This window comes from Streptomyces sp. NPDC001153 (assembly GCF_053598315.1).
The window spans coordinates 58573-85266 of record NZ_JBSFJZ010000029.1; the positions used below are offsets into that span (position 1 = coordinate 58573).

At 71.7% G+C, this 26694-nt stretch carries 22 protein-coding genes; 17 read left to right on the top strand and 5 right to left on the bottom strand.

Translation table 11 applies throughout. The features are described from left to right. Positions 1-175: 175 nt before the first annotated feature. Complete coding sequence (locus tag ACWDEN_RS29690; RefSeq protein WP_450860799.1) at positions 176-2680, bottom strand: transglycosylase domain-containing protein; 2505 nt, start codon at positions 2678-2680, stop codon at positions 176-178. 339 nt (positions 2681-3019) lie between these two features. Here ACWDEN_RS29690 and ACWDEN_RS29695 point away from each other — a divergent pair, with 339 nt between their 5' ends. Together ACWDEN_RS29695 and ACWDEN_RS29700 are read left to right on the top strand one after the other, a co-directional pair. Then, the gene (locus tag ACWDEN_RS29695) at positions 3020-3238 is read left to right on the top strand and encodes a hypothetical protein (RefSeq protein WP_351612292.1); all 219 of its coding nucleotides are present in this window, start codon (positions 3020-3022) and stop codon (positions 3236-3238) included. A gap of 16 nt (positions 3239-3254) precedes the next feature. Then, positions 3255-4622: a hypothetical protein gene (locus ACWDEN_RS29700; RefSeq protein WP_450860802.1), complete on the top strand. Its 1368-nt coding sequence runs from the start codon at positions 3255-3257 to the stop codon at positions 4620-4622. Between the two features lie 42 nt (positions 4623-4664). Here the strand turns inward: ACWDEN_RS29700 and ACWDEN_RS29705 are convergent, their stop codons facing one another. The 4 genes from ACWDEN_RS29705 to ACWDEN_RS29720 are packed head-to-tail and all read right to left on the bottom strand — an operon-like array spanning position 4665 to position 10483. Further along, entirely contained in the window at positions 4665-5972 is a 1308-nt protein-coding gene (locus tag ACWDEN_RS29705) for an MFS transporter (RefSeq protein WP_450860803.1), read from the bottom strand. Next, positions 5969-7180 (bottom strand): type III PLP-dependent enzyme, encoded by a 1212-nt coding sequence (locus ACWDEN_RS29710; protein ID WP_450860805.1) that lies wholly within the window; start codon positions 7178-7180, stop codon positions 5969-5971. Before ACWDEN_RS29710 ends, ACWDEN_RS29705 begins: the two co-directional genes overlap by 4 nt. Then, a complete protein-coding gene (locus tag ACWDEN_RS29715) occupies positions 7177-8871 on the bottom strand; it encodes an IucA/IucC family protein (protein WP_351612304.1) in 1695 nt (564 codons plus the stop codon). Before ACWDEN_RS29715 ends, ACWDEN_RS29710 begins: the two co-directional genes overlap by 4 nt. A 37-nt stretch (positions 8872-8908) precedes the next feature. Continuing rightward, the gene (locus tag ACWDEN_RS29720; RefSeq protein ID WP_450860807.1) at positions 8909-10483 is read right to left on the bottom strand and encodes an IucA/IucC family protein; all 1575 of its coding nucleotides are present in this window, start codon (positions 10481-10483) and stop codon (positions 8909-8911) included. Between the two features lie 407 nt (positions 10484-10890). On the opposite strand from ACWDEN_RS29720, the gene ACWDEN_RS29725 reads away from it, so the two are divergent. The 15 genes from ACWDEN_RS29725 (at position 10891) to ACWDEN_RS29795 (ending at position 26592) form a co-directional block, all read left to right on the top strand. Continuing rightward, complete coding sequence (locus tag ACWDEN_RS29725) at positions 10891-11655, top strand: response regulator transcription factor (RefSeq protein ID WP_450860809.1); 765 nt, start codon at positions 10891-10893, stop codon at positions 11653-11655. Continuing rightward, positions 11652-13142: a sensor histidine kinase gene (locus tag ACWDEN_RS29730; RefSeq protein WP_450860811.1), complete on the top strand. Its 1491-nt coding sequence runs from the start codon at positions 11652-11654 to the stop codon at positions 13140-13142. Before ACWDEN_RS29725 ends, ACWDEN_RS29730 begins: the two co-directional genes overlap by 4 nt. A 142-nt stretch (positions 13143-13284) precedes the next feature. Continuing rightward, complete coding sequence (locus tag ACWDEN_RS29735) at positions 13285-14373, top strand: lytic transglycosylase domain-containing protein (protein WP_450860813.1); 1089 nt, start codon at positions 13285-13287, stop codon at positions 14371-14373. 53 nt (positions 14374-14426) lie between these two features. Then, positions 14427-15434, top strand: coding sequence for an RNA polymerase sigma factor (locus ACWDEN_RS29740; RefSeq protein ID WP_351612315.1), 1008 nt, complete (start codon positions 14427-14429; stop codon positions 15432-15434). Positions 15435-15560: 126 nt separating this feature from the next. Beyond that, entirely contained in the window at positions 15561-16490 is a 930-nt protein-coding gene (locus ACWDEN_RS29745; RefSeq protein ID WP_450860815.1) for an ABC transporter ATP-binding protein, read from the top strand. Next, the gene (locus tag ACWDEN_RS29750; protein WP_351612321.1) at positions 16487-17257 is read left to right on the top strand and encodes an MlaE family ABC transporter permease; all 771 of its coding nucleotides are present in this window, start codon (positions 16487-16489) and stop codon (positions 17255-17257) included. The genes ACWDEN_RS29745 and ACWDEN_RS29750 overlap by 4 nt, the downstream gene beginning before the upstream one ends. Positions 17258-17260: 3 nt before the next feature. After that, positions 17261-18076, top strand: a complete 816-nt coding sequence (locus ACWDEN_RS29755) for an MlaE family ABC transporter permease (RefSeq protein WP_031224546.1) — start codon at positions 17261-17263, stop codon at positions 18074-18076. 4 nt (positions 18077-18080) lie between these two features. Then, a complete protein-coding gene (locus ACWDEN_RS29760) occupies positions 18081-19337 on the top strand; it encodes an MCE family protein (protein ID WP_450860818.1) in 1257 nt (418 codons plus the stop codon). After that, complete coding sequence (locus tag ACWDEN_RS29765) at positions 19334-20374, top strand: MCE family protein (RefSeq protein ID WP_450860820.1); 1041 nt, start codon at positions 19334-19336, stop codon at positions 20372-20374. The genes ACWDEN_RS29760 and ACWDEN_RS29765 overlap by 4 nt, the downstream gene beginning before the upstream one ends. Before the next feature lie 242 nt (positions 20375-20616). Continuing rightward, on the top strand, positions 20617-21618 hold the full coding sequence (locus tag ACWDEN_RS29770) for an MCE family protein (RefSeq protein ID WP_450860883.1): 1002 nt from the start codon (positions 20617-20619) through the stop codon (positions 21616-21618). After that, positions 21615-22733, top strand: coding sequence for an MCE family protein (locus tag ACWDEN_RS29775; RefSeq protein ID WP_351612329.1), 1119 nt, complete (start codon positions 21615-21617; stop codon positions 22731-22733). Before ACWDEN_RS29770 ends, ACWDEN_RS29775 begins: the two co-directional genes overlap by 4 nt. Further along, entirely contained in the window at positions 22730-24013 is a 1284-nt protein-coding gene (locus ACWDEN_RS29780) for an MCE family protein (protein WP_450860823.1), read from the top strand. The genes ACWDEN_RS29775 and ACWDEN_RS29780 overlap by 4 nt, the downstream gene beginning before the upstream one ends. Further along, on the top strand, positions 24010-25284 hold the full coding sequence (locus ACWDEN_RS29785) for an MCE family protein (protein ID WP_450860825.1): 1275 nt from the start codon (positions 24010-24012) through the stop codon (positions 25282-25284). Before ACWDEN_RS29780 ends, ACWDEN_RS29785 begins: the two co-directional genes overlap by 4 nt. An 11-nt stretch (positions 25285-25295) precedes the next feature. Then, entirely contained in the window at positions 25296-25769 is a 474-nt protein-coding gene (locus ACWDEN_RS29790; RefSeq protein ID WP_450860827.1) for a hypothetical protein, read from the top strand. A 34-nt stretch (positions 25770-25803) separates the two neighbouring features. After that, on the top strand, positions 25804-26592 hold the full coding sequence (locus ACWDEN_RS29795; protein WP_351612341.1) for a hypothetical protein: 789 nt from the start codon (positions 25804-25806) through the stop codon (positions 26590-26592). Positions 26593-26694: the final 102 nt, after the last annotated feature.

Consider the following 26694-nt stretch of genomic DNA (forward strand, 5'->3'; position numbering starts at 1 on the left):
GGCACCGGTCTCGCGCTCGCCGGCGATCCGGCGGGCTCGTGACCGCCGCAGCGCAAGCCTGGCCGGCGCCGATGCTCCCCCGGCGACACCCCGGCTGCGGCACGCCCGACGGGCTGGGCAGCAGCCGAGGGTCACCGGGACGGCTCTCAGGCCTCTCCACCTGCCTGCCGGGGCATCAGCGCGCCGCCCTGCGGATGCCGGCCGGGGACGGTGGGCCGGTCGTGGGCGTGGGTGTGGGTGAGGTGCCACCACCGGTGGTGCCGCCGAGCAGCCCGCCGTCGCCCGTACCGCCGGTCGTGGTGCCGGAGGTGTCGGTGGGACTCGGGCTGACGCAATGCTTCTTCTGCCCGTGACACGGTCCGGTGGTGTGGCTCGGTGTGACCGGTGCGCTCGGGGTGGGCGTGGGCGTGCTCTGGGTGACGGTGGCCGAAGGGGTGGGTGAGGGTGCGCCGTATTCGTCGGTGCTCTGGCCCAGTTGGGGTGCGGGCGGGAACTGCCGTACGGGCTGTCCCTCGAGGGCGGCGGTCATGTAACCCGTCCACACCTCGGTGGGCATGTCGGCGCCGAAGACCTTGGAGTAGCCGCCGACGCCCTGCATCGACTGCAGGCCCGCGTTCTTCGGGTCCTCCTTGAACATGCTGACGGCCGTGGTCAGCTGCGGGGTGTAGCCGATGAACCAGGCGGACTTGTAGTCGTCGGTCGTACCGGTCTTGCCGGCCGTCGGGCGGCCCAGGGCCTGGGCATTCGTGCCGGTTCCGCTCTTCACGACCCCTTGCAGGACGTCGGTGACGGTGTCGGCGGTCGATGCGGGCATGGCCATGGTGCCCTTGGGCGCGTCGAACCCGGGCAGCTCCCGGCCGTCGGCGACGACCTTGGTCACCGAGTACGGCTCGTGCTGGACACCCTCGTCGTCGAAGGTGGCGTACGCGTCGGCCATGCGGATGGCCGAGGGGGTGGAGGTGCCGATGTAGAAGCCGGGGGTGTCGTACTGAAGGCTCTTGCGCAGCAGACCCGCCTTGAGGGCCTCGCCCTCCACGTTGCTGTAGCCGACGTCCTCTCCGAGCTGGACGTAGGGGGTGTTGACCGACTGCTCCATCGCCTTGCGCAGGGTGATGTAACCCCACTTCGTGGGCACGTCGTTGCGCTGGTGGAGGAGTCCGGTGGGGTCGCTGGAGTCCGGCATCTCCTGGCCCTGCTGGTTCTTGATGGTGATGCCGTCGTCACCGTTGAACTTGGAGGCCGGGGTGATCGGCGAGGCAGGCTGCCCGGGTGAGAGGACGGCGCCGTGATCGAGGGCGGCGGCCAGGTCGATGGGCTTGAAGGTGGAGCCGACCGGCACACCGGTGGCGTCGGCGTTGTCCGTCCAGTGGCCCTTGTCCCAGCCCGCGCCGCCGTACAGCGCCAGGACCGCGCCGGTGGACGGGTCGATGGACGCCGCGCCGACCTGGACGTCCTTGTCGGCCGAGCGGCGGCGGGGGTCGAGGTGCTTGTGCTCCATCGCCGCGACGGACGCCGACAGCGCGTTCACCTTCTTCTTGTCGAAGGTGGTGTAGATCTGGTAGCCGCCGTGGCCCAACTGCTGGTCCGTGAGGGAGGCGTGGGCTTCGACGTACTTCTCCGCGGTCTGCACCAGGTAGCCGGTCTGCCCGGACATCCCCGCCGACGGCGTGTAGGGCTTGGGCGTGGGGAACCCTGCGGCGAGGTACTGCTGCTCCTGGGCGCTGGTGATCTTGTTGATCTTGACCATGCGGTCCAGCACGTACTTCCAGCGCGCCGCGGCCTGAGCCTTGGCCTGCGGGTCGGTGTCGGCGTGCATCAGCAGGCTCGGTTCGTTGACCGTGGCGGCGATGAAGGCGCCCTGGCTGACGGTCAGCTGGGAGGCGTGCTCGTGGTAGTAGGCGCGCGCCGCGGCCTCGATGCCGTACGCGTCGCGGCCGTAGTAGCAGCTGTTGAGATACCCCTGGAGTATCTGCTGCTTGGACATCTGGCCACCGATCTTCAGGGAGATCATGATCTCCCTGAGCTTGCGGGTGACCGACTGGTCCTGGCTGAGGTAGGTGTTCTTCACGAACTGCTGGGTGATGGTGGACCCGGACTGCACCTCGCCGCCCGTCGCCATGTGGTAGACGGCGCGGAGCATGCCCTGCGTGTCGACGCCGGGGTCGGTGTAGAAAGTGGCGTTCTCCGCGGCCAGGAAGTCCCACTGCACCAGCTTCGGGACCTGGGCGAGGTCGACGTTCTGCCGGTTGGTCGACCCCTGCGTGGTCATCACCGAGCCGTCCGACCAGTAGTACGTGTTGCTCTGCGCCTGGGTGCTGGGGTTGGCGCTGGGGATCGTCGTCGTGGCGTAGGCGTAGCCGAAGAGGCCCAGCAGGCCGCCCAGGAACAGCAGGAAGGTGCCGGTCACCAGCTTCCACGACGGCAGCCACCGCCGCAGGCCACGCCTGCCCGCCCGCGGGTAGTCGATGAGGCCCCGCCGGGCGGGGCGTCCGGCCTGCGCACGGCGCGTGTCCGCGCGGCCGGGGCGTCTGGCGTCCGCACGGCGCGTGTCCGCCGCGCGGCGGCCCCGCCCGTCCCCGGCCCGGGCAGCCCTGCGCGCCGCTGCCCGGCCGCCGTGCGGCATACCGTCCGAGCCGGACGGTCCGGTCCTCCCCGACGATCGGCGCCGGTGTTCACTCATACTCGCCACTCCTCGGCCAGGCATTCGCCACCGCCATCGCCGCGAAGCCGCCCCGCCGTGCTGCCCCATGGAGGGCCTGACCGGGGCGGGCTGACGCTCCTGGCAACTCCTACAAGTTGTAAGAGTAAGTCCGGCTCGCAAGGCGCCTGCAACCACCCCCGCCCAAAATCACACGGCGGACAATCGCGCGGGACGCGAGTGCGGGGGCCTGCCGGACACCCGCCGCACACCGGGTTGCGTGGTGCACAGGAGGGCGTGACACACTCGGCGGCACGCTGGCGTCTACACGGACTGTAGACAATGGAGGGAAGGAAACCAACCTACGGCACGATGGCGACCATGCTGTCCCATGCTCGACACGGGAGTGCCGGCCCGGACCCCGAGGCCGTACTCGCCCGGTTGGTCGACAAGCTGCCCGCCACGGACGAAGAGTGCTGCGGCAGCGGCTGGGCAGTCTGCCCGAGGAGCGACGATGTGGCGGCGAGCGTGATGCCCGGCAGCGGCCAGGGCCACAAGTTCGCGGGCAAGACCGTCACGGCCGTCCACGCCGCGAGCTGAAGCAACACCCCGGAGTGTGACTTTGACGACCAACCACATCAAGTCGGCTTTGCGTCTCACGGGCCCGATGCGGAGAATTCCCCCACTGAAGTCGATGGTCGTCGACCTGTCGGCACCGCGCCCGGCGGCGTGGCTGGCCGGGGCCGGTATCGCACTGTTCGCTCTGGTCGGCGCGAGCGCGCCCAACCACAACACGCTCAGGGCACCGATCACCTGGCTCCGGCTGCCTGCCATGTCCGACACCGTCTCCCAGACGGCCACGGTCACGGCGATCGTGCTGTCGTGCTGGGGCGCGCTGGGCATGCTCAGCGCCCATGAGCGGGGCTGGAGACCCGATGCCCGGCTCCTGTTCCGGCTCGGCGCGCTGACCGCGCTCACCGTCGCCAACCTCACCCCGGTCGGCTCCTCCGACATGGCCAGCTACGCCGCGTACGGCCGCATCGCCGCGCTCGGCGGTGACCCGTACGTGACGACCCCCGCCCGGCTGGGCGGCCCGTACGCCCACCTGGTGAGCGAGGGGTGGCGGAACGCACCTTCCGTGTACGGGCCGGTGGCGACGTGGTGGCAGGGCGCTGCGGCATTCATCGGCCAGGAGCGGCCGTGGCTGACGATATGGGCGCTGATGCTCGCGAACGCCGCCGTCTTCGTGGGCACCGGGTATCTGTTGCTGCGTACCGCCGACGATCCGGTCCGCGCGGGCCTGCTGTGGAGCGTCAACCCGCTGCTGATCGGCGTGCTGGTCGCGGGCGGGCACCTCGACACCCTCGTCGCGGGGCTGGCCGTCTGCGCGATCCACCTCGCCCGCAGGACGACGCGGTGGCACCACGACCTGATCGTGGGAGTGCTGGTCGGCCTCGCCTGCGGCGCGAAAATCAGTGCCTGTCTGCTGGGTGCGGGGCTGGCCTGGCCGCTGCTGCGTTCAGGCGCCTGGCGACCGGCCGCCCGGCAGGCATGCGCTGCCGCACTGACCCTGGCCGCGCTCTACGGAGCCTACGGCGCGCACGCACTGGCCCCGCTCTCCGCGGCCTCCCGCCTGGTCTCCACGCCCTCCTTGTGGGCGGCCGTCGACCAGTTCGGCACCACGGTCCTCGGCCCGCACGCGACCGCGGCGATCGTCAGCGTGCTGTGGCCGGTGGTGATGCTCGCGGTGGCGTGGGCCATCCGCCGCCACGCCGCTCCGGACGCCCCCGCCGTCGCCGCCCTGCCGTTCGCGCTGGCCTTCGCCTGGGTCCTCGCGGCACCGTGGTCGATGCCGTGGTACACGGCTCTCGCCTGGGCCCTGGCGGCCCTGTGCAGCCAGGGCCGCGCGACTCGGTACCTCACCGTGGCCACCGCCGTCCTGGCCCTGTCCCACAACAGCGGCGGCCACGGCTGGACATGGTGAGAGAGACCGTGACGCTCGCGCTCCGGTGGAGGAGCGGACGCCTCAGACCTCGGGCTGCCGGTTCCCCGCCGGCTGGGCCGAGGCGAAGGGTGAGCCGGTCACGGAGCCCGTGCCTGTGATGCGGATCCGCCGTTGGACTCGGCCGGTGATCAAGGCGGAGAGCAGGAGCGCCGAGGACGCCGAGACGACGCCGCCCAGGACCAGGGTGGAGCGGGCGCCCAGGGAGTCCGACACCAGGCCGACCAGCGGGGCGCCGATGGGGGTGCCGCCGAGGAGGACCAGGAAGTAGACCGACATGGCGCGGCCCCGCAGCTGTGGGTCGGCGTGGAGCTGGGTCAGTGCGTTGGCGGTGGTGGTCACGATCACCGCGGCGAAACCGGTGGGGATCAGCAGGGCCATGAACGAGCCGTAGTCCGGCATCAGGCCCTGCGCGGCTTCCAGCACCCCGAAGACGATCGTGGTGGAGATCAGACGGCGTGCCGTGGGGGGCCTGGCGCGGTGTGCCCCGTAGACGGCGCCGGTGAGGCCGCCCACGGCGTACGCGGCGGAGAGGCAGCCGAAGGCGGCCGGTCCCGTGTGGAAGGCCGTGACGGCGACGAGCGAGATGGTGACCTGGAAGTTGAGGCCGAAGGTGCCGACGAAGGCGATGAGACTGATCGGCAGGAGCAGTTCCGGGGTCGAGGTGATGTGGCGGAACGCGTCGCGCAGTCTCGTACGGCCGGGTGGTCGGGGGCGGCCGGGGCCCGGCGGGTCGTCCGTACGGATGATGAACAGGCCGTGGAGGACGGCCAGGTACGAAGCCGCGTTCACGAGGAACACCGGGCCCGTGCCGAAGGCGGCGACGGTCAGGCCGGCGAGGGCGGGTCCGAGGGCGCGGGCCACGTTGAACTGCGCGGAGTTCAGGCTGACCGCGGTGGCCAGGCGCTCCCGGTCGACCAGTTCGGAGATGTAGGCGTTGCGGGCGGGACTGTCCACGGCGGTGGCGGTGCCGAGGACGAAGGCCAGCACATACACGGACGGCAGGGTCACCGCGCCGGTGACGGTCAGCAGTCCGAGCAGGAGTGACTGCACTCCCATGGCCGTCTGGGTCAGCAGCAGGATCCGTCGCTTGGGGTACCGGTCGGCGAGGATGCCTCCGGCCAGGCCGAACAGGGTCTGCGGCAGGAACTGCAGTGCGGTCACGACGCCGACCGCACTGCCGCTGTTGCCGGTGATGTGGAGGACGAGCAGGTCCTGGGCGGCGCGCTGCATCCACGTGCCGATGTTGGAGGTCAGCTGCCCGAGCAGGTAGCGGCGGAAGTTCCGGACGGCGAGTGTGGCCGTCACCGGCATGCGGGAGCCCGCGCTCATGACTTCTGACGGGCGTACGTGCCCGGGTCGGACATCTCCACGTCGTGGACGTGATGGAAGGTCGGGTGCGGGTGCATGAGGAACGCGTGGTGGGAGATGTTCCAGGCGTAGGCGCCGGCCATGGCGAAGGCGACGCGGTCGCCGACGCGCAGCCGTTCGACCGTGACGCGGCGGGCCAGCACGTCCTTGGGCGTGCACAGCTGTCCGACCAGCGTCACCGGCTCGTCACGGGCCTCCGGTCGGTCCCAGGTCCGGAGCCAGACCTCGTCGGGGATCACCTCGAAGGGCTGGTCGTGCTGTTTCGCGGCAGGGGTGCGCAGATGGTGGGTGCCTCCGCGCAGCACGGCGAACGCCTCCCCGCGGCTGAACTTGATGTCCAGGACCTGGGTGACGTACCAGCCGCAGTACGCGGTGACCGAGCGGCCGGGTTCGATCCGCAGCGTGAGGCGAGGACGGCGGGTCAGGATCCGGGCCAGTCCCGCCCCGAACGCGGACCAGTCGAACACCTCGTGGGGGTGGGCGTAGTCGACGCCCATTCCCCCTCCGACGTTCACCTCGGCCAGGTCCGCCGCGCGTTCCTGAGCCCAGCCTTCGGCCCAGGTCAGCACCTCGTCGATCAGGGCCAGTTGGGTCTGGGCCCGGAGACCGCTGGCCAGGTGGAGATGCAGGCCGCGCAGACGGATGCGCGGGTCGGAGGCGATCAGCTCAAGGCAGTCGTCCAGGTGCGCGGGATCCATGCCGAAGGGGCTCGGCCGGCCGCCCATGGCGAGGGCGACATGGCCCAGGTCGACGGGCAGGTTGACGCGCAGGAGGACGTCGGCGCTCCGGTCGCCCAGCAGGGTGGTGAGGAGACGCAGTTCGTGTTCGCTCTCGATGTGCAGACGCTCCACTCCGGCCTCCAGTGCCTGGGCCAGCTCCGTCTGCGTCTTGCCGGGGCCTCCGAAGGCGAGCGGCATATCGGGGATGAGCCCGCGGACGTGGTCCAGTTCGCCGCCGGAGGCCACCTCGAATCCGTCGATGTGCGCGGCCAGGGCCCGCAGGATCCGGGGGTCGGAGTTGGCCTTGGCCGCGTACAGCAGCTCGACGCGTGCCGGCAGTGCGGCCCGGATCGCGTGCACGTGCTCGCGCAGGGCCGGGAGGTCGTAGACGTACGCGGGCAGGTCCTCGTCGGTCAGCCGGCCGACGTGGTCGAGCAGCGCGGGCCTCACCGGACCACCTCCCGGGGAAAGTCCGCGCCGAGCGGGCTGGGCAGCGGGACGTAGGTGGCATGCCGGTCGGCCTGGCGGGCCCAGCGCAGCAGCAGGTTGGCCTTGGCGGGCAGCGGTACGCCGGACAGCAGGGCGCGCAGGCGTGGCGGTTCGGCGGCGGTGCGGGCGTAGGCGTCGAGGTGGTCGCGGACCAGGCCCCACAGGGCGGGTTCCAGCGTCGGGTCGAGGTCGGCCAGGGCGCTGAGCACTTCGGCGGCATGGTTGACCAGCAGGCAGTACGCGACCCGGTTCCAGCCGCGTTCCGGGTCGTAGGTGAGAGGACCCCGCACGTCCTCCGGCAGGTCGGCGAGGCTGCGGTGGTGATGTCCGGGCAGGAGCTTGGTGCCTTCCAGGTCGCGGAAGAGCATCTGTGCCGGAGTGCCGTCGGCGCGCACACCGACGACGACGTTCTGCAGGTGGGGTTCCAGGACGACGCCGTGTTCGAAGTAGGCGGTCAGCACCGGTGGCAGCAGCAGTCGCAGGTATGCGTCCCACCAGGCCAGGACGTCCCCGTCGCCGCGGGCGAGCAGATGGGAGGCGTGGCCCGCACTGGTCGGGTACTCGTCCGCCACCGCGGCGGCGAGCAGGGGTGTCACCCCGGGGCGCAGATGGTGGCGCAGGCCGGAGCGGACGATGACGGCGAGGCCCTCCAGGAGAGCGGTGTCGCCGGCCGTGTCGAGGGTGCGGTAGCCGGGTTCGGCCAGGAGCGCACACCCGGGGAATCGGCCGGCGAGTCCGGCGAAGACGGGCTGGAGCAGGCGGTTGAGGGCGACGGCACCGGACAGCTCGTGACGGGCGTGTCTACGGACGCAGTTGGTCAGGCGGACGTTCAGGCTGAACTTGAGGAAGGTGTCGCTGTCGGGGTCGTACAGGGTGCGCACCGATGCGGTCGGCACCAGTTCGGGTCCGCTCACTCCGGTGTCGACGACATCGCCGGCGGCCGCTGCCTCCCGTAGCCGGTCGTGGCCCTGAAGCAGCCGGTACTGCCAGGGATGCACCGGCAGTGTCACGAATTCCGGATCGCACGCCGGGCGCAGCGCGTCCAGCTCCCCCAACTCACCCTCCTCGCACACGAGATGGCGGCGCACGGCCAGGTAGCGCAGACGGAAGCGCGCGCCGGTCTCCGGGCCGTACGCCAGCCAGTCCGCCGGGTCACCGGTGCGAGCCTTGGGAGCGGGGTGGAAGCGATGGCCGAACACGAGGGACTGCTCCGACGCGACGTACGGATCCGGGTGCGGCGAGGCGCCCGCCCGCTGCTCCAGCGCGGTGCGGATCGTCTCACGGCTGTCGGCGACCTGGCTCAGGAACTCCTCGTTGGCGACACCCGTACGCAGGTGCAGTTCGTCCCGGATGTATCCGGCCAGCTCTTTCCAGCCGACCGTCACCCAGGAGTCGTCGTCGAACCGCTGCACCGGGCCCTGGAAGCGGTGGGCTCCGATCAGGGAGACCCTGCGCAGCGGGGAACGCAGCAGGACGCCCCGGCGGGGCAGACGCAGCAGGAGGTGGTCGTCGTCGACCGTGACCTGGTGTTCGGGGGCCGACACCTCGCGGATCAGGCAGTTGAGCAGCGTGTGGGCGCTGACGGTGTCGGCCCTCGTCACTGGCGTGCTTGCGCCGATCGTGGTGGCGTGGGTGGCGGTGCCGGTGTTCATACTTCCCTCCAGAGGGGACAGCGGTCGGTGCAGGGCATCAACGGCACAGCGCCAGGGGGTTGGGGACGGGCGTCCACCGGGCCTTGCCCGGGTTCTCGGCCAGGCGCATGGCGATGGTCGCCTTCAGCGGCATCGTGTCGGCGAAGAACGCCGCCGCATCCTCCTGGTCCGGCAGACCGGCGTACACCCGGCGGCCGGCCTCGGCCACCACGCCCCACAGCGCCCGGGGATCGGCCGCCCGCGTCCGGCTGAGGACGGCGACCAGCTCGCTGAAGACTCCGCTGATCAGGCCGCCGAACAGCTTGGTGTGCAGCGCGGCCACGTCATCGCCCGCGCGGGTGCCGAGCAGCGGCGGCAGCGTGAAACCGCACCGGGCCAGGCGGCGCGGGCTGACCCGTACGCCGTCCAGATCCCGGTACAGCACCCGCACCGGCCGCCCGTCCCGCAGCACGACCAGGGTGTTCTGGCCGTGCGCCTCCAGCGCCACCCCCATGGACAGCAGCGTCAGAGCGGGCGGCAGCACGAGCCCGGCGAAGTCCGCCAGCCAGCGCACCGGGTCGCCCGACACCACGGCGGCTCCGGTCGCGTGGACGGCCGTGAGCGGAACCGCGATCTCCCCGGCGTCGAGGTGGCACTCGGTCGACTCGCGGATCATCGCGGCCAGGCTCTCGCAGGGCTGCCCGTCCACGCGCACGGTGCCGCCGCCCAGCTCCCGCAGGATGCGCAGGCTGCCGCCGTACCCGGCCTTGTCGACGACGGCCGCGACCAGGTCGGACAGAGGGGGCCCGTCGGCGACCTCGGCCGGGGAGATGGTGCGCCGGTAATTGGTGACCTGGACGTCGAGCGCCGTCTTGAGGTGGCAGCCCGGCAGGACGTCCAGCGGGGCGAGGGTACGCAGCGACAGCAGCGGCCGGGCCGGGATCGTCTCCTCCACGACGGTCAGGCCGGGGTGGTGCACGAGCAGGTGGTTGCGCTGCCAGGGGTGCAGCGGGAGGAGGATCGTGTCGCCGTCACGCAGTACCCGCGGCCACGTGCCGGCGCCCTGCCAGCGGTCGGCCGGGACACGGAGCAGCGCCAGCCGGACGACCGGGTGGTGCTCGGGGGCGTATGCGAGCACGTCGGCGATCGACATGCCGGTACGTGTCCGGCAGCAGGGATGCTGCGGGTGACCGTCGACGACCGCCTGCTCGGCATCCGCCGAGTCCTTCGGCGGGACCCGTGCGCCGGCGTTCGCGGCCCGGGCCAGGGCCAGGTTGACCACGCTGTTGTCCAGCTCGGCCGCCAGTCGGTCCGCCGCAGGGGTACGCAGGCCCAGCTGAGCCAGCAGCTCCACCGGACCACGGACCGGCCCCTCCGGCCCGGACACGGCGAAGTCGTCGGGCACCTCGGCGAACGGTCGCGCGCCGGACTCGGCCGCCGCGAGCGAACCACCGCGCCGCAGCCCGACCACCACGGCGTCGGACTCCCGGCGATGCCCGGTCACGCCGGGCAGGGGTTCTCGTACGAAAGCGCCCCACAGCCGGCTGAGCACGGTGGCGCGTGCTCCCGGCAGCGCGGTCGTGAAGGGCTCCGCCAGGTCCGGGCGCGTGCGGCGTAGTTCATCGATGGGCATGGGGCATCCCAGGTGCTCGTGGGGGCGCTTGTCGCGCGGTGCTCCAGCGGCACCGGCCGGGCGACCGACGCTACGGGAAGACGATCAAGCGGAATGCCAGAGCACATACAGGACGGATCCCGGATTCCTCCGATGAAGCGTTTTTCCTTCCCCGCCTCCGGCCGGTTCCACCGAGAGGGCTGTCCTGTCATGCGGGCCGGCCCCACCTCATTTCCCGGCTGTCACCTGCGGGATCGGACATCGCCGTTCGCGGCCTTGACTCGCGGCTTACTCCCCGCTGTCCCTGTCCTGGATGTCGTCGTCGCGCCGCGCTCCAGCGGTTACGCCGACCGTGGAAGATCACCGGCCCGGGGGAGGTTACGGCGTTTGCGCCACGCCCTTCGGCCGAAGTCTGTGAGCCTTTCGGCATGCGTGTCTTGCTGATCGAGGACGACGACCGGGTGGCCGGACCGTTGGCGGAGGGACTGCGCCGTTTCGGATTCACCGTCGAACACGCCGGAAACGGGGCCGACGGCCTCGCCGCGCCGGAGGCGGAGATGGTGCTGCTGGACCTGGGGCTGCCCGACATGGACGGCATCGACGTCTGCCGGGCCCTCCGCTCCCGCTCGTCCGTGCCGATCATCATGATCACTGCCAGAGACGACGAGGTGGACCGGGTACTCGGTCTTGAGCTGGGCGCGGACGACTACGTCTCCAAACCGTTCGGCGTGCGGGAACTCGTCGCCCGGATCCGTGCCGTCACCCGCCGCGCCCGACCCCCCGTGCCGGACACCCGCCGCGCAGAGCCGCAGACCCCGGACGACCCGGCACATCGGCCCGGGACGTCCCACATCCAGCGGGTCGGCCCGCTGACCATCGACCTTCGCACCCGGCAGGTACACCTGCACCGGGCGCCCGTCACCCTCGCGCCCAAGGAGTTCGACCTCCTCGTCTGTCTCGCCGAGGACCCCGGAGCCGTCTGTTCCCGCCGGCAGATTCTCGACACGGCATGGGAACCGAACTTCTTCGGCCCCACCAAGACCCTGGACGTCCACATCGCCGCGCTGCGCCGCAAACTCGGTGACTCCTCCTGGATCGAGAACATCCGCGGAATCGGCTTCCGCCTGGTGCCCCCGGCACACGTCGACGCCACGTCCGTCGCGGATTCGGGACAGGGCGGAGGACCCCGGTGACGCGTCGCCTCCTGCTCAGCCATCTGAGCCTCATGCTGTTCGTCCTGCTCGCGCTCGAAGTGCCGTTCGGCATCCTCTACGCGCACAGCGAGCTGTCCCGCTTCTCCCATGCGGCGCAGCAGGGGGCGATGACGCTCGCCGAGGTCTGCGAGGACAAGATGGAGCACGGGCTGACGGCCGACCTGCCCGAGCTGGCCCGCGCGTACGGGCAGCGCACCGGCAGCCGCGTGCTCGTCACCGGCCACGCGGGCACCGTCCTCACCGACACCGCTGCCCGTCCGCTGGTCGGCAGGGACCTGTCCGCCGAGCCGGACATCTCCACCGCGCTGCGCGATCAGCCCGCCGTCGGCACCCGCAGCGACCCGTCCACCGGCGGCGAAGTCCTCTTCGTCACCGTGCCGGGCGGCTCCAACGCCACCGTCGCCTGTGTGGTGCGCACGGTGTACGCGCTGGGCGCGCTCAAGGCGAAGGTCCACGCCACCTGGCTGGTCCTCGCCGCGGTCGGGCTCGGGGTCCTGTCCGCCGTCTCCCTGATCGGCTTCGCGCTCGCCCGCTCGATCACCCGTCCCGTCCAGGCTCTGGAACGCGCCACGGCACAACTTGCCGAGGGCCGGATCACCGATCCACCCGCCGCCGATCACGGGCCGCCGGAACTACGGCGGCTCGCCGCGTCGTTCACGAGAACCGCGACCCGGCTCCAGCATCTGCTCCAGGCTCAGCAGGCGTTCGCCTCCGAGGCATCCCACCAGCTGAAGACTCCCCTGACCTCACTGCGCCTGCGCCTGGAGAATTTCGAGCCGCACCTCGCCCCCTGTGCCCACGACAGCCTCGAGGAGGCCGTGGGGGAGCTGGAGCGGCTCAGTCGTATGGTGCAGGGGCTGCTCGCGCTCGCCCGACTGGAGAACTCCGCGATCAGGCCGGAGGCGGTCGATCTCGACGCCGTCGTCGCCGATCGCGCGGCCATCTGGACGGCGTTCGCCGACGAGCAGCAGGTCGACATCGTCGTCTCCGGGGCCACAGCCGTTCGCGTGTGGGCGGTCCCGGGAGCACTGGAGCAGATCATCGACAACCTGCTCTCCAACGCGCTGCGCGTGTCCCCGCCGGGAACCGCCATCACGCTGGCAACCGCCACCGCCCCGAGAGCCGCCGGCCGCATCCCGCTCGTGGCCGAACTGCATGTGATCGACCAGGGGCCCGGCATGTCCGAGGCCGAACGGCACAGGGCCTTCGACCGGTTCTGGCGGGCCGCTGACGCCGACCACGACGGCACGGGCCTCGGCCTGCCGATGGTCCGGCAGCTCTCCCGTGCCAGCGGTGGCGAGGTCACCCTGGAGACGGCCCCCGGCGGTGGGCTCGACGCCGTCGTCCGCCTTCGGCACGCCGAGAGCCGCCCTCACCAGGAACGCCCGGATACCCCCGCGGACGCCGACTCCGCGGGCGGCCCACGTCGCCACACCACCAACAGCAGCCCTGTTCGCTGCCCTTGAGGGGGCGGGAGGTGCGCCGCAGGAGTCCTCCAGGTCCTCCGATTGTCCCCCGGCTCCTTCCGCTCTTCCCACTCCGTGCGACGGACCGGCCGTCCGGCCGCGTAGAGCGGACGACGGATCCAAGCAGGGAGGGGACGCAACGATGACAGCGCGTGAGCTCAAAGGAGCGTTGCGGGGTGCCAGGGGTTCGGCGATCGCGGTGGCGGCGATGGCCGCGCTGACCGCGTCCCAGGCGCCGGGGGCGGTCCCGGCGCAGGCCACGGAGCCCGCGCGGCAGACGGCACCCACCGCCGAGCAGGGACCGAGCGTGTCCGGTGACGCGCCCTACCGCACCGATCTGCCCCCGCTGCGCACCCCCGAGCGGGCCTCGGCACAGGCCGTGCCGGGCGGCGGCGCCCTGCCCGCGACCGTGTTCGCCGCGTACCGGCGTGCCGAGGAGGAGCTGGCGCGCAGCACGCCCGGCTGCCGGCTGCGCTGGCAACTGCTGGCCGCGATCGGCCAGGTGGAGTCCGGACAGGCGCGGGGCGGCCGGGTGACCCCGGACGGTACGACCGTGACGCCCATCCTCGGCCCCCGGCTGACCGGCGGCGCCTTCGCCGTCGTACCGGACACGGACGGCGGCGCATACGACGGGGACGCGGTGTACGACCGGGCGGTCGGCCCGATGCAGTTCATCCCGTCGACCTGGGCCCGCTGGGGCGCGGACGGCAACGGCGACGGACGCGCGGACCCGGACAACGTCTACGACGCCGCTCTCGCCGCCGGCCGCTATCTGTGCGCGGGCGGCCGGGACCTGTCGAACCCCGCCGACCTGGACCGGGCGATCCTCGGCTACAACCACTCGGACACCTATCTGCGCACGGTCAAGGCCTGGTACGCGTACTACCTGACGGGACACCGGGTGGTGCCGGACGCGCCCGCCGGGGCCGGGGACCGGCCGAAGCCGTCCCGCCCGAAGGCCCCGAAACCCTCGCCGAAGCCGTCGGACGACCGGAGGCCGGGCCGCCCGGGCCCTTCGCGCACGCCCTCGGCACCGCCCGCCTCGCCGTCCCCCGCCCCGTCCCGTACGGCCGGCGCCCCGAAGGAGTCCGGGGCGCCGCTGGTCCCCGTCCCCGAGCCGACCCTCACCCTGCCCGGCGGCGTGCTGCCCGGTGCCGAGTCGCTGACCTCCGGCAACAGCTCGAACACGATGGGCGCCTCCCCCTCCACAACCGCTGATACCCGGCGGTAATGTCGCCACCCGCCGGGAGCACCGGACCGGCGGGTGAGCGCGAAGGGGCCCTCATGGCGACGGACATGCCGGCGGACACAGCGGCCGCCGACGAGCGCTGGCGGCGCATGTGGAGCCACCGTGAGCAGTTGCTCAAGGTGGCCCGGCGCCGCTCGATGAGCCTCGAGGACGCCGAGGACGCCGTGCACGAGGCGATGCTGCGGGCCGCGGAGCGCCCGGACCTCGACGACGAGCGGCTCGGCGCCTGGCTGACGACGGTGACCATGCGGTTGTGCGTCGACCGGTACCGGCAGGTCAACCGCGAGGCGGAGGTGGGCAGCCGCCCCATGCTCGTCGCGCCGGGCCCAGTGCCGGTCGAGGAAGCGGTGTGCGACCGGGCCGAGGCGAAGTGGCTCGCCGTGCGCAGCGGGGAGCTGCCCGCCCGGCAGGCGGAGGCGCTGCGGCTGAAGTCCGAGGACCTGGACGTGAGCCAGGTCGCGGTGCGGATGGGGCTCAGCTACCGGACCGTCGAGTCGCTGCTCGCCCGGGCCCGGCGGACGCTGCGGGCCTCGCTGGCCGGCACGCTCGGGCTGGTCCTGTTCCTGGTCGGGCGCGGCCGGCTGCGCGGGGGCGGCAAGGCTCAGGCGGCCGCCGTCACCTCGACGGTGGCGACCCTGGCGGTCGCGGGATTCGTGCTGCCGTACGCGCTCCACGGGGGCCGAGACGGAAGCGGTTCCGTGCCCAGGCCTGCCGTGTCCAGCGGGGTGCGGGTGGCCGACAGCGGCGACAGCTCAGCCGGCACCGGGCAGGCGCGCCCTCCCAGGACGCACAGGCCGTCGGCGGCCCCGACTCGGGCAACGACTCGACCGCCCTCCGGCGAACCCGCCGTACCGCTCTCCGTGCCGCCCCTGCCGGAGGTCTCCTCGCCCTCGCTTCCGGAGCTGCCGGCGGAGTCCGCGGTGCCGTCGGTGCCGTCGGTGCCACCGCTGCCCAAGGCGCCGTCCCTCCCGTCCGTTTCCCTGCCGGTTGCCACGCCGAGCGTGCCGTCCGTGAAGCGGCCGGCGCGCGCCGCGCTGCCGTAGCAGGTCAAGCTGCCGTAGCACGCCGTAAACGCGTCCGAAAAAAATTCCCGGTCGCCGCGACGGACGCCCCGCCCCGCCCCGTAGAGCAGATGTCGGAGCTGCTCCACGGGCGAAGGGTGGAACCGGATGGGTGTCGAGATCTGTGTGGAAGGGCTGACCAAGTCCTTCGGTCACCAGGTCATCTGGGAGGACGTCTCGCTGACGCTGCCCGCCGGGGAGGTCTCGGTGCTGCTCGGCCCCTCGGGGACGGGCAAGTCGGTGTTCCTCAAGACGCTCGTCGGGCTGCTGAAACCGGAGCGCGGCTCGGTGAGGGTCGCGGGCCGGGACGTCACCCGACTGCGCGAACGCGACCTGTACGAGGTGCGGAAGCTGTTCGGTGTGCTGTTCCAGGACGGCGCCCTGTTCGGCTCCATGGACCTGTACGACAACATCGCCTTCCCGCTGCGCGAGCACACCCGCAAGTCCGAGACCGAGATCAGGCGCATCGTCCTCGAGAAGATGGAGATGGTCGGGCTGATCGGCGCCGAGGGCAAGCTGCCCGGCGAGATCTCCGGCGGCATGCGCAAGCGGGCCGGGCTCGCCCGTGCCCTGGTCCTCGACCCGGAGATCATCCTGTTCGACGAGCCGGACTCGGGCCTGGACCCGGTGCGCGTGGCGTATCTCAACCAGCTCATCGTCGACCTCAACGCACAGATCGACGCGACCTTCCTGATCGTCACCCACGACATCGCCTCCGCCCGGCAGGTGCCCGACAACATCGGGCTGCTGTTCCGGCGCGAGCTGGTGATGTTCGGACCCCGTGAGCGGCTGCTGGCCAGTGACGAGCCGGTCGTACGGCAGTTCCTGAACGGCCGGATGCAGGGGCCGATCGGCATGGCGGAGGAGAAGGACGCGGCCCTGGTCGAGCAGGAGCTGGCCCAGATCGACGAGGTCGGCCCGGCCGAGGGCCTCACTCCCCGACTGCTGCCGAGCCCGGGCATCACCCGCCCGCCCCGCTGGGAGGCGATCGCGAGACGGGAGGCCGAGCTGCACGGGACGGGGGTGACGGGCGGATGAGCCTCTCCCCGGCGGGTGCGCTCAGGCACTCGGGCAATCTGTTCGCGATGGCGCTGGACGTCGTCCGCACCCTGCCCCGACGGCCGTTCCAGGCACGGGAGTTCATCCAGCAGGCGTGGTTCGTGGCGAGCGTGACGATCCTGCCGACGGCTCTGGTCTCGATCCCGTTCGGGGCGGTCATCGCGCTCCAGATCGGCAGCCTGACCCGGCAGCTGGGCGCGCAGTCGTTCTCCGGTGCCGCGTCCGTGCTCGCCGTGCTGCGCGAGGCCTCGCCGATCGTCACCGCCCTGCTGATCGCGGGCGCGGGCGGTACGGCGATCTGCGCGGACCTCGGGGCGCGCAAGATCCGGGACGAGATCGACGCGATGCAGGTGCTCGGCATCGACCCGATCCACCGGCTCGTCGTACCGCGTGTGCTCGCGTCGATGGTCGTGGCCGTCCTCCTCAACGGCCTGGTCTCGGTCGTCGGCGTCGCGGGCGGCTATTTCTTCAACGTCGTCCTCCAGCACGGCACACCCGGCGCCTATCTGGCCTCCTTCACCACCCTCGCCCAGCTGTCCGACCTGTGGGCGGCCGAGATCAAGGCGCTGGTGTTCGGGGCCATCGCGGCGATCGTCGCCTCGTACAAGGGACTGTCGGCGAAGGGCGGGCCGAAGGGCGTCGGCGATGCCGTCAACCAGTCCGTGGTGATCACCTTCATGTTGCTGTTCGTGACCAACTTCGTGATGACCGCCGTGTACTTCCAGGTCGTCCCGCAGAGGGGTTAGCCGATGAGACTTCTCGACCGCCCCTTGCGCTCCCTCGAAGAGCTGGGCACCCAACTGTCCTTCTACGGCCGCTCGCTCGCCTGGACCGGCCGCACCCTGCGCCGCTACAAGAAGGAGATCCTGCGGCTGCTCGCCGAGGTCAGCTTCGGGCGCGGTGCGCTCGCCGTCGTCGGCGGCACGGTCGGCGTGATCGCGTTCCTGTCCTTCTTCACCGGCACCGAGGTCGGCCTCCAGGGCTACGCGGCCCTGAACCAGCTCGGCACCTCCAACTTCGTGGCGTTCCTGTCGGCGTACTTCAACACCCGGGAGATCGCCCCGCTGGTGGCCGGACTCGCCCTGTCCGCGACGGTCGGCGCCGGATTCACCGCGCAGCTCGGCGCGATGCGGATCAGCGAGGAGACCGACGCGCTGGAGGTGATGGGTGTCCCGTCGCTGCCGTTCCTGGTGACGACCCGGATGATCGCCGGCTTCGTCGCGGTGATCCCGCTGTACGTGATCGGGCTGCTGTCCTCGTATCTCGCCGCCCGCACCATCACCACCGGCTACTACGGTCAGTCGACCGGCACCTACGACCACTACTTCCAGCAGTACCTGCCGCCGGTGGACGTCCTGTGGTCCTTCGGCAAGGTGATCGTCTTCGCCGTGCTGATCATCCTGGTGCACTGCTACTACGGCTACCACGCGAGCGGCGGCCCGGCGGGCGTCGGCGTCGCGGTGGGCCGGGCGGTGCGGACGTCCATCGTGGCCATCAACGTCCTGGACTTCTTCCTGAGCCTCGCGATCTGGGGCGCCAACACGACCGTACGGATCTCGGGGTGAGCCGGTGAGAACGCTGAGACTCAGGCTGTACGGCATCGCGTTCCTCGCCGTCCTCGCGTTGCTGCTGTCGCTCGCGGTGGCCGTCTACCGGCAGGCGTTCACGTCCGTCGTACCGATCACCCTGGAGGCCGACAGCCTCGGCAACCAGCTCGATCCGGCCGCCGACGTCAAGCTGCGCGGGGTGCTGGTCGGCGAGGTGCGCGAGGTGCACGCCGACGGCACGAAGGCCACGCTCGACATCGCGCTCAAGCCGCAGTACGTCACGTACATCCCGGCCGACGTGCACGCGCGGCTGCTGCCCAAGACACTGTTCGGCGAGAAGTACGTCGACCTCGTGGCGCCTGCTCGCTCTGCGCAGTCGTCGGCTCGGCCCATCCGCGCCGGGGACGTCATCACCCAGGACCGTACGCGGGTGGGCATCGAGGTGCAGCAGCTGATGAACGACCTGCTGCCGCTGCTGCGGACCGTCCGGCCTGGTGAACTCAACGCCACCCTCTCGGCGTTCGCCACCGCGCTGGAGGGCCGCGGCGACCGGGTCGGCGACAACCTCACCCGGGTCGAGGGCTATCTGCGCCGCCTCAACCCGCACCTGCCGTCCATCAAGGAGGACATCTCGCGGTTCGCGGACGTCGCCGAGGTCTACGGCGACGCCGCACCCGACCTGATGCGGATCCTGCGCAACACGGTCACCACCAGCCGGACGATCGTGGCGAAGCAGGACCAGCTGGCGGCGGGGCTCCGCTCGACCGCCGCCGTGGCGGGCACGGCGGACGACTTCCTCGCCGAGAACGGCGACCGGCTGATCACCCTGGGCCGGGTCTCCCGCCCCACGCTGGAACTCTTCGCCCGCTACTCCCCCGAGTACCCGTGCCTGCTGAAGGGCCTGGTCCGGCAGGAGAGGGCGTCGGAGGACGCGTTCCGGGGCGGGGAGATGCGGATCACCCTCGAGGTCGTACGGCCGCAGGGGGCGTACCGGCCCGGTGAGGAGCCGGTGTACGGCGAGCGGTCCGGCCCGAACTGCCGTGGGCTGCCGGATCCGCCGGTGCCCGGGCCCAAGCCCCATCTGAACGACGGTACGTCCGCCCCGAGTTCGGGCGGCCCACTCCCCGGAGGTGTCAACGTGTCCGCCACCGCGGCCGAGCAGCGGGCCGTCGGCTCGCTCGTTGCCCCCGTCATGGGCGTCCCCGCGGACCAGGTGCCGCCCGTCGCGACCCTGCTGTTCGGGCCGCTCGCGCGCGGAACGGCGGTGAGTGTCGCATGAGCGGGGCAGGAGCCCGGCAGACCGCCGGACCACTGGTCAAGTTCAGCCTCTTCGCGCTGGTCACCAGCGCGGCGACGGCATTGCTCGCCGCCACCATCGTCAACGTCTCCTTCACCCCGCAGGACACCTACCACGCGGTGTTCTCCGACGTCACCGGGCTGGAGACCGGCGACGACATCCGGGTGGCCGGAGTGCGGGTCGGGGAGGTCGAGGGCATCCGGATCAAGGACCGGACCCTGGCCGAGGTCACGTTCACCGTCACCGCCGACCGGCCGTTGCTCGCCGGCACCCACGCGGTCGTCCGCTACCGCAACCTGGTCGGGCAGCGGTACATCGCACTGACCGAGGGCGCCGGCGACGTCGGCAGGCGACTGCGGCCGGGCGGCACCATCCCGCTGTCCCGGACCCAGCCGGCGCTGGACCTCAACGCCCTGCTGAACGGCTTCAAGCCGCTGTTCGCGGCGCTCAGCCCGAACGATGTCAACCAGCTGGCCACCGAGATCGTCCAGACGCTCCAGGGCGAGGGCGGCACGGTGAACAGCCTGCTCACGCACACGGCCTCGCTCACCACGACCCTCGCCGACCGCGACCGGCTGATCGGCTCGGTGATCGACAACCTCAACACCGTCCTGGGGACGCTCGACAAGCGCGGCTCCCGCTTCTCCGATCTGCTCACGCAGCTGCGCCGGGTGATCTCGGGGCTGTCCGCCGACCGCAAGCCCATCGGGGAGTCCCTGGTCGGCATCGGCGATCTCACGGACGCCACGGCGGGGCTGCTGAAGGAGGCGCGTCCACCGCTGAAGGACGACATCGCCGGCCTCGGCGATCTCACCGGAACGCTGAACGACAACCAGAACACCGTGGAGGGCGTCCTGAAACGGCTGCCGAACAAGCTCGACAAGCTCACCGGGACGGCGTCCTACGGCTCGTGGTTCAACTTCTACCTCTGCGACTTCGACGGCCGGATCGTGCTGCCGAAGACGAAGCAGGTGATCAGCCCGGAGCTGCACGTGGCACAGGCGAGGTGTGGCGGATGAGCATGCGTGTCCCGCGGCGCAGGGTCCGCCGCCCCGAACCGCTGGTGAAGGTACGGGTCCTGCCACCGAGACTGCCGAGGCTCCTGCCCCGGCTGCCGAGGCGCAAGGCGCGCCCCGAGCCCTTGGTGAAAGTGCGCGTCCTGCCGCCCCGGTTGCCGAGGCTCCTACCCCGGCTCCCGAAGCGCAGGCCCCGCCCCCAGCCCCTGGTGAAGGTGCGCGTCCTGCCGCCGAGGCTGCCCAGGATGCGGCTGCGGCGCCCTCGGCTGAAGCCCTTCCGCGAGCGGAACCCGGTCGTCGTGGGCGCCGTCGGTCTCACCGTTCTCGCGCTGCTCACCGTCGCCGCCTTCAACGCCGACAGCCTGCCGCTGATCGGCGGCGGCGACACGTACAGCGCGGCCTTCTCGGAGGCCGGCGGGCTCAAGCCGGGTGACGAGGTACGGATCGCCGGCGTCAAGGTCGGCAAGGTCGAGGACGTCGGCCTGGACGGCGACCACGTCAAGGTCACCTTCAAGGTGAAGGGACACCCGGCGTTCGGCACCGACACGGGCGCGTCGATCCGGGTCAGGACGATCCTCGGCGCGAAGTACCTGGCCCTCTCCCCCGGCGGGCCCGGGCAGTTGAAGCCGGGCAGCGAGATCCCGATCGGGCGGACGGTGTCGGCGTACGACGTCGTCCAGGCCTTCAGCGACCTCACGACCACCACCGAGGAGGTCGACACGGACCGGCTCGCGAAGGCGCTGGACACGATCTCTCTCACCTTCCAGGACTCGCCCGCGGAGGTGCGGGCGTCGATCAAGGGACTGTCGCGGATCTCCCGGACCGTCGCCTCCCGCGACAAGGCGCTGCGCGGGCTCCTCGACCACGCGAACGGGGTCACCAAGGTGCTGGCCGGCCACACGAAGGACTTCTCCGCACTGGTGAAGGAGGGAGACGAGCTGTTCAAGGAGATCGGCAGGCGGCGCGCGGCCATCCACCAGCTGCTCAGGAGTTCCGCGCTGCTGGGCATCCAGCTCTCCGGCCTGGTCGACGACAACGGCAAGCAGATCGGACCGGCCCTGAAGAACCTCGACACCTTCGTGACCATGCTCGAACGCAACCAGGCGAGCCTCGACCGCAGCGTCAAGCTCCTCGCGCCGTACGTGCGGCTGTTCACCAACACCCTCGGCAACGGCCGCTGGTTCGACTCCTACGTCCAGAACCTGGTCGCCGCCCCGGTCACACCCCGGACGGGAGGCACCCGATGACCCGCAGACTCCTGGCCCTGTTCACCGCGCTCGCGGTCGTCGCAGGCCTCGCCGCCGTCCTGTGGCCCGGCCCCGACCCCGTCCGGGTCACGGCGTACTTCCCGCGCACCGTCGGCATCTACCCCGGCTCGGACGTCCGCGTCCTCGGTGTCCGCATCGGCGAGGTCAGGAAGATCACGCCGGAGGGCGGCCGGGTGCGGGTGGAGCTGGAGTACGACCGGGGCCGTAAGGTGCCCGCGAACGCGCAGGCCGCCATCATCAACTCCTCGGTGGTCAGCGACCGTTATGTGCAGCTGCTGCCGGTGTACCGGAAGGGACCCGTGCTGCGGGACGGCGACGTCATCCCCGAGTCCCGTACGGCCGTCCCCGTCGAGCTGGACCGGATCTTCGACAGCCTGCACACCACCGCGGAGGCGCTCGGCCCGGACGGCGCCAACAAGAAGGGCGCGCTGTCCCGGCTGCTCGGGGTGAGCGCCGACAACCTCCGGGGGCAGGGCGAGAACCTCAACCGCACGGTCGGGGACCTCTCCCAGGCGGTCACCACGCTGTCCGACGGGCGCGGCGACCTGTTCGGGACCGTGCGGAACCTGCAGGTGTTCACGGCCGCGCTGGCGGCGGACGACACCAGCGTGCGGTCCTTCGACACCGACCTCGCCGACGTGGCCGGGCAGCTGGCCGGCGAGCGCAAGGATCTCGCGGCCGCGCTGAAGTACCTGGCCGCCGCCCTCGGTGACGTGTCCGGCTTCGTGAAGGGCAACAAGAAGGCGCTGACCTCGGACGTCAAGGGCCTGGCCAAGGTCACCCAGGTGCTCGTCACCCAACGGGCCGCACTGGAGGAGCTGTTGACCGTCGCGCCCACCGGCCTGTCGAACCTGCAGAACGCCTACAACCCCGCGGCCGGCACCCTCGACACCCGCAACAACGCACAGACCTCCCAGGACCCGGCGTCCCTGCTCTGCTCGATCCTGAGGACGACCGGGGACGAGGGCGGCAAGAACCCCGACTGCACGGACCTGAGGAAACTCTTCGGCTCCCTGCCCAAGGTGCCGTCGGCCCCTTCGGGGACGGGCACGGTCGACAAGACCCTCGGCGGAATCCTGGGGGCACGGGCATGAGTGTGCTGCGCAAGGGCCGGGTGGCCGCCTGGACGGCGGTCGGCTCACTGCTGCTGACCGGCTGCGAGTTCAACGGCTGGTACGACATCCCCCTCCCCGGCGGCGCAGCCTCGGACGGCCACGCCTACCACGTCACCGTCGAGTTCCGGGACGTCCTGGACCTGGTGCCGCAGTCGGCGGTGAAGGTCAACGACGTCACCGTGGGCGCGGTCGAGAAGGTGGAGCTGGACGGCTGGCACGCGCGGGTGCGGCTCAGGATCGCCGACTCGGTGAAGCTGCCCGGCAACGCGGTCGCCGACCTGAGGCAGACCAGCATGCTCGGCGAGAAGTACGTGGCCCTGTCCGCGCCGGCCGGCACGCCGGCTGTCGGACGGCTCCGCGACGGCGACCGCATCCCGCTCTCCCGCAGCGGCCGCAACGCGGAGGTCGAGGAGGTGCTGTCGGCCCTGTCCGCGCTGCTCAACGGCGGCGGGGTGGCCCAGCTGAAGACGATCACCGTAGAGCTGGACAAGGCCCTGAACGGCCGTGAGGACCGGGTCAGGTCACTGCTGAAGCAGCTCGACACGTTCCTCGGCGGCCTCGACGACCAGCGCGGCGAGATCGTGCGCGCGCTCAAGGGCGTGGACCGGCTCGCCGAGCGGCTGAAGAAGGAGAACAAGACGATCGCCCTCGCCGTCGACACCATGCCGCCGGCCCTGAAGGCCCTCGCCGACCAGCGCCGCGACCTGACGAAGATGCTCACCGCCCTGTCCAGGCTCGGCACGACCGGCACCAAGGTGGTGAACGCCTCCCACGACGACACCGTCGCCGACCTGAAGAGTCTGCGGCCCGTCCTGCAGGAGCTGAACAAGGCGGGCGACGACCTGCCCAACTCTCTCGAGCTGCTGACCACGTATCCGTTCCCGCGCAACGCCACCGACGCGGTCAAGGGCGACTACGTCAACCTGAAGATCACCGCCGACCTCGACCTGGCGGGCATCTACGGCAACCTCGGTGGCAGGCCCGGCAAGGGCGGGAGCGCCCCGACGCCCGGGACCCCGCGTCTTCCGGGTGTCCCCACGCCGGCCCCCCTGCCGTCCCTGCCGGCCACTCCGTCCCTCCCGCCCACCCCGTCCCTGCCCTCCGTACCCACCGTGCCCCCGAAGCCCTCCGACGGCAGCACCGTGCTGTGTCCGCCGGTGTGCACCGCGGCCTACGACACCGCGGACGGCGCGCGTCGCCTCCCTCCCGGGGTGGACCTCGGCCTGGCCGAGCTGATGCTGAAGGGGATACTGCCGTGATCACACGTACGGTCAGGGCCCAGCTGCTCGCCTTCGCGACCGTCACCGCCCTCGGGGTGTCGTACGTCGGCGCCCGGTACACGGGCCTGGTGGACGACGTGCTGCACCGTGGATACACCGTGCGCGCCGACTTCGCCGAGTCCGGGGGCGTGTTCCCCGGTGCGGAGGTCACCTACCGCGGGGTGCCGGTGGGCCGCGTGGGCGACCTGCGGCTGACCGGGTCCGGGGTCTCGGTGGCGCTGAAGATCGCGGACGGTGCCCCGAGGATCCCGGCCGACACGCTCGCGGTGATCGCCGACCGTTCGGCGGTGGGCGAGCAGTACGTCGACCTCCAGCCGCGCGGGTCCGGCGGGCCGTACCTCATCGACGGCAGCCCGATCCCGCGCAGCCGCACCCGGACCCCGCTGCCGGTCACCGAGCTGGTCCTCAGCCTCGACCGGCTGGTCAACTCGGTCGGCAAGGACGATCTCCGGGTCACCGTCGACGAGTTGGGCAAGGCGTTCGCCGGCACCGGGCCGGACCTGAGCCGCCTGGTCGACTCCGGCAACTCCCTGGTGGAGTCGGCGTCCGCATCGCTCCCGCAGACGGTCTCGCTGATCGAGGACTCGCGGAAGGTGCTGAAGACCCAGGCGGACCAGGGCTCGGCCATCAAGTCGTTCTCCCGCGATCTGGCGACGCTCACCGAGCAGTTGAGGTCGAGCGACGGCGATCTGCGCCGGCTGATCGGCAACACGGTGCCCGCCACGCAGGAGCTCGACTCCCTGCTGAAGTCCACCCGGCCGCAGGTGCCGGTCCTGCTGGCCAACCTCGTCAGCGGCGGCCAGATCACCCTGGCCCGGCTGCCCGGCGTCGAGCAGGCCCTGGTCACGCTCCCGCTCACGGTGGCGGGCAGCTACACGGTCATCCCCGGCGACGGCACCACCCACTTCGGGCTGACCGTGAACGCCGACGACCCGCCCGCCTGCACCCAGGGCTACGGCACCCAGCGCCGCGATCCCGCCGACACCGCCCCGCGCCCGGCGAACACCGACGCCCGCTGCACCGCGCCGCGCGGCAGCAAGACCTCGGTGCGCGGTGCGCAGAACGCCCCCGGCGCGAGTCCCGGCGCGCACGGCGCGAACCAGGCCGCGTTCGTGGCCCCGTACGACCCGGAGACCGGTGCCCTGACCGGCCCGGACGGCAGGCCCGTCGAGATCGGCTCGACGGGCGGCGAACAGACCGTGTTCGGAAAGGAGTCGTGGCAATGGCTGCTCGTGGGACCGATGGCATGACAGGGGGGCGCATGCGGCTGCTGCCGGCCGGCCTTGTCGCCGCGACCGTGCTGACGACCGTGCTCTCCGTCTGGCTGGGCCTGAAAGTGGCCGACCAGCGCGGGGCGGAACAGCGCCGCCAGGAGGTCCTGGCGGCGGCCCGCCAGTCGGCGCTGAACTTCACCTCGCTCGACTACCGGCACTACGACCGGGACAGCCACAACGTGCTGGACGGCGCCACCGGCGACTTCAAGAAGCAGTTCGCGGCGCAGACCGCCCAGTTGACGAAGCTGGTCGCGCAGAACAGGTCGGTGTCCGAGGGGCAGGTGCTCGATGCGGGCATCGTGCGGTCCGACGAGCGCTCGGCCCGGGTGCTGGTGGTGGCCGACAGCAAGGTGACCAACACCGCCGCGCCCGAGGGCCAGGCGCGCACCTACCGGCTCCAGCTCGACCTCGTGCGGGTCGGCGGCCGCTGGCTGACCTCCGACGTCACGTTCGTGGGCTGACCCGCCGGTGAGGCCATCAGTGAGGAGAGACATCATGGCGAACCCGACCTCCCGAGCCCGCGGCAGCGGCTCCCCGGCCCGCCGGACCCTGACCGCGGCCGCCCGCGCGGCGGCCAAGCGCGCCGGGCGGCCGGAGCGCGCCACCCGCCAGGAGGAGGACGTTTCCCCCGGGCGCACGCTGCTCATCGATCCTCCGGCGGACGGCTGGGAGGACCCGCCGGAGCCCGAGCCGTCCGACTCACCCGAGTCGTCCGAGCACGAGCCGGAGAAGAGCGAGCCGGAGAAGAGGGCGCCGGAGGAGAGCGCGCCCCCGCGCCTGGCCGGACGGCCCGTGCTCCTCGCGGTACTGGGTGCCGTACTCGTGGCCGCGCTGGTCGTGGCCGCCGTACTGGGCTGGCGGTACCAGGAGGGGCGGCAGGCGGAGCAGGCCCGCGGGGAGGCCCTCGCGGCCGCGCGGAAGGCGGCGCCGGTCGTGCTGTCGTACGACTACCGGCACCTGGACCGCGACTTCACCCGGGCCCGTGCCCTGCTGACCGGACACTTCCGCGACGAGTACGGCAGGACCACGAAGACGGTGGTCGCGCCGACCGCGACGAAGTACCAGGGGGTGGTGAAGGCGACCGTGGCCACCCCCGCCGACGGCGGCGCCCCCGCGGCCTCCGTCGTGTCGGCGACGCCGGACAGGGCCGTCGTCCTGCTCTTCGTCAACCAGGTGACCGAGAGCACCCAGGTCCCCGCGCCCCGGCTGGATCTGAACCGGGTGCGGATGACGCTCACCCGCACCTCCGACGGCTGGAAGGTGAGCGGCGTCGACGCCCTCTGACCAGGCCTTCACAGGTGCCCCCGCGCGATCGCGCGGGGGCACTTTTTCGTGGGCTCTCTTGACAGTCCTCCACTCCCACAGGCAATCTTTCCATACAGCAGA